The sequence below is a fragment of the Metamycoplasma faucium genome (assembly GCF_045160055.1).
In the GTDB taxonomy this organism is placed as follows: Bacteria; Bacillota_I; Bacilli_A; order Mycoplasmatales; family Metamycoplasmataceae; genus Metamycoplasma; species Metamycoplasma faucium.
Window position 1 is genome coordinate 722542 of sequence record NZ_CP088155.1, and the last position, 12235, is coordinate 734776.

The 12235-nt window shown below is 25.4% G+C and carries 11 protein-coding genes; 1 reads left to right on the forward strand and 10 read right to left on the reverse strand.

What is annotated here, in order from left to right; all coding sequences use genetic code 4:
- Positions 1 to 7: 7 nt before the first annotated feature.
- The gene (locus tag LQ356_RS03325) at positions 8 to 2173 is read right to left on the reverse strand and encodes an ATP-dependent Clp protease ATP-binding subunit (protein WP_405311511.1); all 2166 of its coding nucleotides are present in this window, start codon (positions 2171 to 2173) and stop codon (positions 8 to 10) included.
- A gap of 138 nt (positions 2174 to 2311) precedes the next feature.
- Here LQ356_RS03325 and LQ356_RS03330 point away from each other — a divergent pair, with 138 nt between their 5' ends.
- Entirely contained in the window at positions 2312 to 2929 is a 618-nt protein-coding gene (locus LQ356_RS03330; RefSeq protein WP_405311512.1) for a hypothetical protein, read from the forward strand.
- A gap of 163 nt (positions 2930 to 3092) precedes the next feature.
- On the opposite strand, the gene LQ356_RS03335 is transcribed toward LQ356_RS03330, so the two are convergent.
- The 9 genes from LQ356_RS03335 to LQ356_RS03375 form a co-directional block, all read right to left on the reverse strand.
- Positions 3093 to 3536: a hypothetical protein gene (locus LQ356_RS03335; RefSeq protein ID WP_405311513.1), complete on the reverse strand. Its 444-nt coding sequence runs from the start codon at positions 3534 to 3536 to the stop codon at positions 3093 to 3095.
- 197 nt (positions 3537 to 3733) lie between these two features.
- Positions 3734 to 4165: a 23S rRNA (pseudouridine(1915)-N(3))-methyltransferase RlmH gene (locus tag LQ356_RS03340; RefSeq protein WP_405311515.1), complete on the reverse strand. Its 432-nt coding sequence runs from the start codon at positions 4163 to 4165 to the stop codon at positions 3734 to 3736.
- Positions 4165 to 5988 carry a tRNA uridine-5-carboxymethylaminomethyl(34) synthesis enzyme MnmG gene (gene mnmG / locus LQ356_RS03345; protein WP_405311517.1) on the reverse strand — a complete coding sequence of 608 codons (1824 nt, stop codon included), beginning with the start codon at positions 5986 to 5988 and terminating at the stop codon, positions 4165 to 4167. Before mnmG ends, LQ356_RS03340 begins: the two co-directional genes overlap by 1 nt.
- A 5-nt stretch (positions 5989 to 5993) precedes the next feature.
- The gene (gene rbfA / locus LQ356_RS03350; RefSeq protein ID WP_405311519.1) at positions 5994 to 6323 is read right to left on the reverse strand and encodes a 30S ribosome-binding factor RbfA; all 330 of its coding nucleotides are present in this window, start codon (positions 6321 to 6323) and stop codon (positions 5994 to 5996) included.
- Positions 6313 to 8127, reverse strand: a complete 1815-nt coding sequence (gene infB / locus LQ356_RS03355) for a translation initiation factor IF-2 (protein WP_405311521.1) — start codon at positions 8125 to 8127, stop codon at positions 6313 to 6315. The genes rbfA and infB overlap by 11 nt, the downstream gene beginning before the upstream one ends.
- Entirely contained in the window at positions 8091 to 8390 is a 300-nt protein-coding gene (locus LQ356_RS03360) for a YlxR family protein (RefSeq protein ID WP_405311523.1), read from the reverse strand. Before LQ356_RS03360 ends, infB begins: the two co-directional genes overlap by 37 nt.
- On the reverse strand, positions 8374 to 9954 hold the full coding sequence (locus LQ356_RS03365; RefSeq protein WP_405311524.1) for a NusA N-terminal domain-containing protein: 1581 nt from the start codon (positions 9952 to 9954) through the stop codon (positions 8374 to 8376). Before LQ356_RS03365 ends, LQ356_RS03360 begins: the two co-directional genes overlap by 17 nt.
- An 88-nt stretch (positions 9955 to 10042) precedes the next feature.
- Entirely contained in the window at positions 10043 to 10669 is a 627-nt protein-coding gene (locus LQ356_RS03370) for a hypothetical protein (protein WP_405311525.1), read from the reverse strand.
- On the reverse strand, positions 10669 to 12024 hold the full coding sequence (locus tag LQ356_RS03375) for a putative cysteine peptidase (protein WP_405311527.1): 1356 nt from the start codon (positions 12022 to 12024) through the stop codon (positions 10669 to 10671). The genes LQ356_RS03370 and LQ356_RS03375 overlap by 1 nt, the downstream gene beginning before the upstream one ends.
- Positions 12025 to 12235: the final 211 nt, after the last annotated feature.

Consider the following 12235-nt stretch of genomic DNA (forward strand, 5'->3'; position numbering starts at 1 on the left):
ACCTCCATTAATTAAATTCATCTTTTTTAGTAACTATTTTTATTTCATTTTTGTCAATAATAACTGGAATATTATCATTTGACTTAATTTTATTATCAATAATCAAAGAAGCTAATTTACTTTCAAGATTATTTTGAATATATCTTCTTATTGGTCTTGCTCCAAATGCTTCATCATAAGCATTTTTAGCAATAAAGGAAATAACTTCATCGTCAACATTTATAGTTATGTTTTGATTTGTAAACAATCTTAATTTTAATTTATTAATTTCTAATAATACAATTTGTTCAATTACTTTTTTATCTAATGAGTTAAACTTAATAACTTCATCAATACGATTAACAAATTCAGGTTTCAATTGATTATTTAATAATAATTTCTTTAATTCCTTAATTTGTTCATCTTGAGCATTTTTAGGTAAAGTTTCATCATCAGTTGCACCAATATTTGAAGTCATAATAATAATTGTATTTCTAAAATTAATTATTCTTCCTCTAGAATCAGTTAATGCACCATTATCCATTATTTGCAATAATAAGTTTAATACATCAATGTTTGCTTTTTCAATTTCATCAAATAAGACTATTGAATATGGATTTTGTCTAACTTTTTCAGTTAATTGTCCACCTTTTTCGTATCCAATGTATCCCGGAGGCGAACCAATTAATTTAGAAACAGAATGTTTTTCCATATATTCAGACATATCAAGTCTAATAATTCTATTTTCATCATCAAATAAATTTTCAGCTAAAGCTTTTGCAAGTTCTGTTTTACCAACACCAGTTGGACCTAAGAATAAAAACGAACCGATTGGACGATTAGGATCATTAATATTAGCTTTTGCCCTTCTAATTGTTTCAGAAACTAATTTTATTGCTTCATCTTGCCCTTTAACACGTTTTGATAAAGATTTTTCTAAATTCATTAATTTTTCTTTTTGTGCTTCAAGTAATTTTGAAACTGGTATTTTTGTTCAACGACTTACTATTGTAGCAACTTCTTCGGCATCAACTAATTCTTTAATTAAACGATGTTTTTTATTATTAATTTTATTTTCATAAAATTTCAAGGTTTTTTGTAATTCAGGAATTAATACATACATAATTTTAGATGCTTCAACATATTTTCCTTCAGATTGCAATATTGGAAGCTTTGATTTTAATTGTTCAATATTTTGCTTTGTTGATGAAAGTTTTTGAATATCTTCTTTTTCTTCATCTCAATTAGCTTTTAACAATTTTTCTTTTTCTTTTAACACACTTAATTCTTTATCAATTGTAGCAATTCGGTCTTGATTTTTCTTAGTTTCTTTTTCATTTTTTAAAGCAACTTTTTCAATTTCAAGACGTGCTATGTTTTGTTGAACTTTTTGCAATTCTTCAGGCAAATAATTCATTTCAGTTTTAATATTCGCAGCAGCTTCATCAATTAAATCAATAGCTTTATCAGGTAAAAATCGATCTGAAATATATCTAGCTGATAAATTTGCTGCAGCAACTAATGCTTCATCTTCAATCTTAACTTCATGATATGTTTCATATCTTTCTTTGATACCACGTAAAATAGTGATTGTGTCATCTATTGATGGTTCTTCAATCATAACTTTTTGCATCCTACGTTCAAGAGCTGGATCTTTTTCAATTTTTTCACGATATTCATCTAATGTAGTCGCACCAATTAGATGCAATTGGCCTCTAGCCATCATAGGTTTTAAAATATTTGCAGCATCCATTGATCCTTCATTAGTAGATCCCGCTCCTACGATCATATGAATTTCATCAATAAATAAAATTATATTGCCGTTAGATACTTCAACTTTTTTTAATACAGCTTTTATTCTTTCCTCAAATTGGCCTCTAAATTGTGTTCCTGCAATCATAGAAGCCATATCCAGTTCGATAATGTCTTTGCCTTTTAAGTCTTCAGGAACTTCGTTTTCAACAATTTTTCTCGCAAGTCCTTCAACAATAGCTGTTTTACCAACTCCAGGTTCGCCAACTAAAACTGGGTTATTTTTAGTTTTTCGACTTAATATTCTTATTAATGATCTAATTTCATCATCACGATTAATAACTGGTTCTAGTTTATTTTGCATTGCTAAATCAGTTAAATTTCTTCCATATTCTTTAAGTGGATCTTTATTTGATTCGTTTGGTGTGAATGAAAATTCCATATTTTTACCTCCTAATTTACCAATTTATATATAATTTTAGCACTCTTTTACTTTGAGTGCTAAAAAAATACATATTTTGTTTAATTATTTATAATTATTTATTAACTAATTATCAAAAACTAAGCAAAGGAGATATATATGAATACCGAACAAAATTATCAAAAAATTAATATTAAAAAAATATTATTGGCAACTGCAATATTAACTATTATTGGTTTATGCTTTTCAATTGCTTCAACTTTATTTTTTTCGTTAGCACCAAAATATTATAAAAATTTCAGTTATCCATCTGGAGGTTTAGGTCTTACTACTTTTATATTATTAATTATTTCAATTGCAAAATTAAAAAATGTTGATGAAGTTAAAAAAGAAAGAAAAATAATATTAACATTTTTTATTTTAAATATATTTTCATCGTTTTCAATTGCATTTTTAATGGTTTTTTTAGAACTGATACCAAAAATACAAGGCAATTTTTTCCAATTGGCAGGAATGGGATTAATTAGTGCAACCATAAGAATTGCTGCATCAGTAATATTAGTTTTATTTAACATTGTTATTATTATATTTTTATTTATTGCTTGAAAAAAGATTGATGAAAATACATCAATAATGAATGAAATAAATAATAACCATGATATGAACCCAAAAAATACTAATTCATTTAACAACGGTATGCCTCCAAAAGGTGAATCGAAATTTAATGTTTCATATGATGAATCTAAAAACGATAAAGATATTTCAAACAAAGATTAATAGTTAAATAAATTTAGCATGATTAAAGACTAGTAATATTAATTTACTAGTTTTTTATTACTAATTTTTGATTTATTAATTTTGAACCTTATTAAACAATCTTAAAAATGCTTAAACATATTTTAACAAAGCTAAAATTTTTATAATTATTGAATTATCTTGATTAGTAGTTTTTAATATCTTTTTCATGAAATGATTCTAATCTTGTTAGTCTTGTTTCTACAGAATCTAATCTGTTTTCGACAGAGGTTAATCTATTTTCAATAGAATCTAAGCGCTTAGAAAATAATTCGTTAAACTTCTTTTGTTCTGCAAATTGCTCAATCACAAATGTCTTAAAGTTATTAAGTTCAATATTAATTTTACTAATTGCTGTTAAAACTGTTTCTTGAAATTCACTTTGTTTCATCGACTTACCTTTATTTTCTTTAGTGATTTTATCATCCTCATTAAATGTATAAATCACATGTTTAATTTTCGAATTTTCTTTATCTTGTTCTAAATGGAATTTTACATCATTATAAGAATTATAAGATTTATTTAATGATAATCACGTTTTTAAATCAATTTCATTTTCAAGAATTATTATTGTCTTTTTTAATTTCATTTTGTTTTTCCTCCTTTTTATTTTAATGTGTGATTATGTCTACATTCTAATATAAGAAAAATGAAAAAATTGAAAATTGGTAAAACTTTGTGAAAACTTTGTGAAAACTTTGGAAAATTTAATAAAAAAATCCATAATTTTGTAATTATGAATAATTTTTAGTTAGTCATTTTTATAACATTAATTAGTCAAGAGGCTTATTTGTGATATTCAATATTATTTTTAATTGTAAAAGATCGATAAATTTGTTCAACAAGCATAACTCTAAACAATTGATGAGGAAACGTTAAATCAGAAAATGATATTTTATTTATAAAGCATCTTTCATCTACTCCATTTGAACCACCGATTATAAAGGTTATATTATCCTCATCTATTAGATTTGAAAATTGAATACTATTGACTTTTTTACCTGATAAAGATAAATAATAAACTTTAGAATTTTTAGGTATTTTTTCCAATATCAATTTAGTTTCTTTTTCAATTTTTAAATCAATATTAGGATTTTTTATTTCTTTAATTTGTATCAAATTAATTGATGCAAAAAAAGAAATTTTTTTTAAGTATGAATCATATATGTTTTGGTATTCCTTAGTAAGTGAACCAATTGCAATAATATTTAATTTCATTAATTCTTCCTATTATTTAATCAATAAATTAACATTTGAATATCGGCAGGATTTATACCACTAATACGTGAAGCTTGTCCAATTGTACTTGGTTTGATTTTGTTTAATTTTTCACGCGCTTCGATAGCTAAATTATCAACTTTTGAATAATCAATGTCATATGACAATTTCAATTTTTCAAGTTTATTCATTTTTTCAGCCATTGATTCTTGTTTCTTCAAATAACCAAAAAGTCTGACTTGAATTGTTATTTCATTAACGTATGGATATTCATCCCCTAAAACATCTTCTGGTTTTACTTCTGGGTTTGCTAGAAGTTTAAGTTTGGAAATCCCATTCAGAGAATTGTATTTAATGCCTAACTCCGAAGTAGCTGAAACAAATTCATTTTTTAGTTTTTTTATAGTGTTTTGAATGAATTCATACTTATTTTTTATATTTTCATATTTTTCTCTAGAAATCATTTTATTTTTATATGCATATTTACTTAAACGCTCATCAACATTATCATTACGCAATAATAATCTATATTCAGCACGTGATGTTAACATCCTATAAGGTTCATTTGTTCCTTTTGTAACTATATCATCAATCAAAACGCCAATATAGGCATCATTTCTTGCAATTTCCATAGCTTGCTTTCGGTCAAGTTTATTTGCTGCATTTATACCTGCAACTAATCCTTGAGCAGCAGCTTCTTCATACCCAGAAGTTCCGTTAGGTTGCCCTGCGGAATAAAAGTTTTTTAAAATTTTTGATTCTAACGTTTTATATAGCATTAATGGATTAATTGCATCATATTCAATAGCGTATCCATATTTTTGAACTCTTGCGTTTTCAAGGCCAGGAATTGTTTTAATCATCATATCTTGAATGTCTTCAGGCATAGAAGTTGACAAACCATTAATATACATAATATCGCCCTTAGAAGTTTCAGGTTCAAAAAAGATGTGATGTGATATTTTATCAGGAAAACGAGCTATTTTATCTTCAAAACTTGGGCAATATCTAGGGCCTATTCCAATAATTAATCCCGAGTATAATGAACTTTTTTTCAAATTTTCTTGAACAATTTTTTTAGTTTCTTCAGTTGAATGTGTTAAATAACAACAAGTTTGTGAATCAAGCTTTTTACCTGACCAAGATGAAAAATTAAGCTCATTAGGTTCTAAAATTTCACATTCAACTTTTGAAAAATCAATGCTATCAGTAAAAATTCGACATGGAGTTCCGGTTTTCAGACGCATGATTTCAAAACCATATTTTTTTAGATTATTAGATAATTCTGAACTTCTTTTTTCACCATCTGGCCCATCATATTTAATGTTTTCCCCTCTTAAAATCCGAGAGTTCATATATACACCAGTAGTCATAATAGTAACTTTAGAAGTTAAGCTTCCATTATTTTTAGTTTTAACACCAAGGCATTTTTGATTCTTAACAATTAAATCAATTACTTCATCTTCGATTAAAGTGATATTTTTTTGTTTTTTAATATCCTCTAAAATTATTTTACAATATTTATCTTTATCAATTTGAGCACGTAAAGATCAAACAGCTGCGCCCTTTGAAGAATTTAACATCTTAATTTGAATCATTGCATTATCAGCAAAATATCCTTGCATACCACCCAATGCATCAATTTCACGGGTTATTATTCCTTTAGCAGAACCTCCAATTGATGGATTACAAGGCAGCATTGCTAAACGATTTAAATTAAGACTTATTAATGCAACATGAAAATTACGCTTTGCCAAAGCGTAAGTTGCTTCTATACCAGCATGTCCACCGCCAATAACGATGGCATCAAAATTATTAGTCATTTTAATTACTTAATTTCTTTTAGAATTTTTTCAATTCTATTTGCATTAGGTTCAACTGTATCAATTATAAATTCAAGTTCAGGTAATTTTTTATAATTTCAATTACGAGCAACAACTGAACGAATAAAAGGGGTCATCTTTGTTATTTTTTCAAAATATCTATCTTTGTCTTTAAAAAAAGTTACATATATTTTTGCATATGATCCATCTTTTGATAAGATTAAATCATTTAACGCAACATTAGTTACATTAAAATCTTGTAATTCATAAAAACTTTCACCAATTAGTTTTTGCAATAAACTTGCTTTTCTACCATGCATTATACTATTCATCATTTTTAATTACATCCTCATAAAATTTTAATTCATCATCTACTTCAATTTTATCAAAGTCTTTAATATGTGTTCCAAAATCAAAGCCTTTTTCTACTATTTTAACATCGTTTTTTTCTCTTTTTAAGGAATTAATTGTTCCTTTAAAGATCATTTTATTTTTCCGGTAAACTTCTACTTTAGAAAATTCTTTACAAATACCTTGCATTTGTTTACATCCAGCAATAGTTCCAACTTTTGAGTAATAAAATAATTGAATAACTATAGCTTCTCCGATTAATTTTTCTTCATATACTGGTTCTTTTAGTGTTTTAATAAGTAAAGATAATTCTTCAATTATTTTATAAATAATATTATGTTTAATTATTTTGACATTTTTAGATTCAGCCATTTTCTTAACATCTGAATTTAATCCTTCATTATTAAATGCATAAATTCTTGCATTAGAAGCTTCTGCTAAAATAATATCAGCTTTATTAATTTCTCCAGCACCAGATCTAATTACATTAATTATTACTTCGTCATTTTTAATTTTGGAAATACTATTTTTAATCGCTTCAGCAGTACCTTGAACATCTGTTTTAATAATGATGTTGATTGTTTTAATTCCATCTTTAACAATAATCGAGTTTTTCTCACTTAATTCTTTTTGTTTATCAAGATATTGTTTTTCTTCAGCCATTTTTTTAGCAAATTTTTCATCACTTAAAACAATAAATTTATCTCCTGCTAAAGGGTTTTTATTTAAACCTGTAATAATACATGGCATACCAGGAAATGCTTTGTCAAGTGGTTTTCCTTCAACTGTAGTTAAACTTCTAATATTTCCATATTGACCACCAGCAACAATAAAATCACGCGGGTACAATGTTCCATTTTGTACAATAACAGTTGAAACAACTCCTTTGCCACGATCAAGTTTAGATTCAATAATCGTACCAATTGGATCACGATTCAAATTTGCTTTTAAATCTAGGAGATCAGCTTGAAGGAAAATTGCTTCGAGCAATTGATCAATATTTTTGTTTTTAATAGCGGACCCATAAACAAATTGAATGTCTCCGCCTCATTCTTCACATACAATATTATGTTCAGATAATTGACTTTTGACTTTTTCTAGATCAACATTAGGTTTGTCTATTTTATTAACAAAAACAATAATTGGAACATTAGCAGCTTTAGCATGGTCTATAGCCTCAATAGTTTGGGGTTTAACTCCATCATCAGCGGCAACGACAATAATTACGATATCAGTAACTTTTGCTCCACGTGAACGCATTTCTGTAAATGCTTCATGACCCGGGGTATCTAAAAATGTAATACGACGATCTTTAAATTTAACTTGATATGCACCAGTATGTTGTGTGATGCCTCCAAATTCGGTGTCTAAAACATTTGACTTTCGAATTTGGTCAATTAGTGTAGTTTTACCATGATCAACATGTCCCATAATAGTAACAATTGGAGGACGCGATACTAAATCATTTGGATCATCAATTATTTCAAGTTTATCTAAAATGTTTTGCGCATCAACTACATCTTCTTTTTTAAAATCTAAGTTAAATTCAAGACATAATTCTGCAATTTCTTCTTCATTTAATGAAGAATTAATATTTTTCATTACACCTTTTTTGAAAAATATTGTAAGAATCGAAGCGGCATTAACATTAATTTTTTTTGAAAAATCAGATATAGTTAAAGGACCGTGAAAAACAAAAACTCCATTAACAAGTTTAGTTTCAGCTGTTGCTAAATGCTTTTTAATATTTCCTACATTTGATTGTCTTTTATTTTGTTTTTTATCCATATATTCACCTCATTTCTAATTTCTTCATATTGTTCTTGGCTTATATTTTGTTTAAATGATTTATTTAACAATTTACGTTTAAATAAAATATCTAATTGGCTTATATTGTTTAAACAATATGCACCGCGTCCTTTTGCTTTATTGTCAGGGTCAAATGTTATTTTTCCATCTTTTGATTTAGCAAACCTAATCATTTTAGATATAGAATAAATTTGTCCATCAACAATTGATTTTCTTTCAATAATTTTATTCTCAATCTTCATCACTAATATCACTTAAATCAATATCAGATAATAAATCATCATCTTGTTTGAAATCTTTCATTTGTGTTTTTGCAATTTTGTCATAATCTTCTTTATCTTTTTTGGTTATATGACTTGAATAAATTGCATCATCTTTGACTTGATTACTATCACTATTAAACTCTTCTTTAACTTTTTTAAGCGTTTCTTCTATATCATCATCAAATGAATTTTTGCTTCCTAATATTTGTTCTTCAAAACTATTAGCTTGAACTTGAGAACGCAATTCAGCTATTTCTGATGCAAATTCGTTTAAATCTAATTGATTATCAAACGAATTTTGATAATTGTTTCTAGGACGAACTTGTCTTTTGAAATTAGATTGTAACCTTTTACCTTCATTCAATTGAGCAATTTGATCTAAAGTTATATTGCCATTCGCAAAGTTATAATTAATATTTCTTGCATCAGCTTGACTTTGGCTAATTATATCTAATCTTGCCTTAGTAAGTTCAGAAGCTAGCATAACATTATGTCCTTTTTTACCAATTGCTAATGTGTTATGAGCATCCGGAACAACAACAGTAAATGAAACAATTTTTGGTGATTTAGTTTTATCTTGAATAATATCAATTACTTTTGCTGGGCTTAATGTATTAATGATTAAATCTTTAATATCATCTGTATATTGAATAACATCTATTTTTTCGCCCTTTAATTCATTTGAGATTATATTAATTCTTTCGGCATTTCTACCTATAATTGAACCAACTTCTTCCATGTTTTCAGGGGCTTTTTCTGATTTTTTAATTAAAACCTTAGCTCTTTCTCCGGCGATTCTTGCAATATTAACAATTTCAATAAACCCATTTTTTATTTCAGGAATTTCTCTTTCAAATAGAGTTTTAATGATTTTATCATCTACATTTGAAAGTAATAATTGAGCTTGTTTTGAATCCTCTAAAGTCTTTTCAATACAAACATCAATAACTTGTAGTGGTGTTAGCTCATTTAAAAACTTCTTACTTATTGAACTATTTGGCATAAATCCTGATACATTAGGATCATCAATTAATTCAAATAGCAATCCATTTTTTTGAATAGCTACAATTTTAGCCTTAACAATATCTCCAACTTTTTGGTTATATTTTTCAAGAATCAAATTCTTTTCATATTGATTTAGAAGTGTTTTGAAATTAGCTAAAATACGATCGTAATCTTTTTTAGTGAAATCATCAAAATCAATTTCTTCTGATAATTCATCACCAATTTGAATATTTTTATCTCTTTCTTGAGCTAATTTTAAAGGAATTTCAATACATCTTTTTAGTTGTTCTTCTTCAATTTCATTTTTAGGATTTTCAACAACTTGTTTTGAATGATTAATAATTTTAAATACATGTTGAGCTTCATTAAATTCATATTCAATATTAGCTTCTTCATCATATTCTTCTAATATTAGTTTAGTAATTGACTGTTTAAAATATTCAATAACAACTGATTTATCAATTGCTTTAATTGCAGCTAAATTGTTTAGAGCAATTAAAAAGGCTTCTATTTTTGCAACATTTTTATTCTTTTCCAAAATTTACTCCTTTATATAAAAAGGCTAGCAACACGCTAACCTTTTGGTATATTTTCATAAATTATAACATAATAATTTTTTGTACATATTAACTTGGTTTATATTCTAATAATATTTTTGTTTCTGTGTTTTCTCCATAATATCATTTTATTGTAAAAACACTGCTTTTTTCTTTGTTAAAATATAAATCAAAAGAAAACTTAAATCCTAATATCGTTTTTTCTTCCTTATTATAATAGTAAACTTTTCCGGAATGATGAATCATTTTTTCCTTTAAATTACCATATCATGCATAATATGATATATTTCTATATTTTTGCTCATCCTTATCTAAATTTTTTATTGAATAAATATTTAATAATTCATTTTTTAATTTTTCATTGAATGTTTTATATTTTTCAAACATAGATATAGGAATTAACATTATTCCATAAATATATTCACTAGTTTTTTTATTTTTAACTTTATAAAGTTTTGTAAATAAATACTTATTTTCATCATATTTTTTAGCTTTTATATCACTTAATTTACCAGTATGAAATAAAATGTTATTTTTCATTTTAGGAACAATTGTATTTATTTCTTTAATTGAAAAAACACCATAATTATTTTCAATTAATTTTCAATAATTTTTTTTATTAACACATGATATTAAATTAAATGAAGAAAAAACAGGAACAGTTAATGCAAAAACTATAAATATTAATCTTTTCATTATTTATTAAAATCAACTCCTGATATGTATTTACCATTATGATAGAAATATTCTTTTGGTTTTTTATCATTACCCGTTTTTGAAACTCCAAGTAAAAATAATTGTCCTGACAAACTTGAAGAAACTAAAACTTGACTATTTTCTTCCCATCCGTAGTGACATAATAATTTATTACCATTGTCCGTATACCCATAGGCTATAATAGCATGACTTATATATTCATGTGTTTCAGGATCGGGAATAGTTAGACCAAATATCATACATGGTTTACCATCATTTATTCATTTTCATGGCTTGATTCATCCTGCTGATCTTCTATGAAAAGTTACATTAGGTTTTTTATCATACCTATCCCCATATTCATGGATAAAATACTCAGCAACTTGTCGTAAATATAAACCAGTTGTTTTTATTGCGCCTTTACCGTATTTTTGCCACAAATCCTTAACTAAATCAGTTGATATTTCTGGAATCACTGGATATTTGTTAATTCATTCAGGATAATCTTTGTATCATCTTTTCTCTTGTCTCTTTAATATATATGTTTTAATTTGTTGATCACTAAATACATCATTTGAGTAGAAAAATTCTGCATATTGTAATAGCATTGCTAATGCTACATAATGACATAACCCCGTAACTTTTTTAGGATCCTTAGTAAAACCCAATCTTATATCATCAGTATACCCAAATTCTTCATCATATATTGCACTTCTAAATCACCAAGCATAAGGAATTTCTTTATCAACTTTCAAATAACCATTTTTATAAGGCCTATGTGTATCAGGAGGGTTTTTCTTTTTAAATAAAGTAATATTATTTTCTTCATTATTTTTTTTAAAATTCCGTAATTTTTTATATTCTTTATTTAGATAAACATTGTTTAAATTATCATTAATTGAATAATATTTTTTATTTAGAACATTTAAAATGGTATTACTAGTTTTATTTACTTTTTTTAAGTTAAATGTTTTAATATTATTAACATTAATATTCCTAACTTTTAAAGTTTTAAAATCTAAATTTAATTTTTGTGATTTTCTATATTTTTCTAAATTATCTGAATTAATGAAAGGATTTATTATTACACTTTCGTTATTAATAAGTGAAATTATCGTTAATCCATATGGATTAAATTCAACATATAAATATGGGTTATTAAATCCATCATAAACTATTCTTCATGATTTAATTTCATACAATACTTTTTGATTATATTTAAATATTTCTAATGTTATATATTTTAAATAAGTATTAATTGATTTTTTAGTTATTCTTTCAACTTTATTAATTTCATTTTGTCTTATTTTAGTTTCAATGTTATTAAATTCTTGCTTATATTCAATATCAAACATATTATTTTACCTACCTTTTTTCTTATATTTAAAATTATAATATTTTAAAAACTATAAAAACTTAATACTATAAATTTCTTAATTAAATTCAGAGATAATGTCTATTAAATTAATTTAAAATGATAAAAACTCATAATATTAATTATGAGTCCAATTTTTCTTCAGGTTTATTTTTGTTTTTATAAAGAAATTAGTTTTATATCAATACATA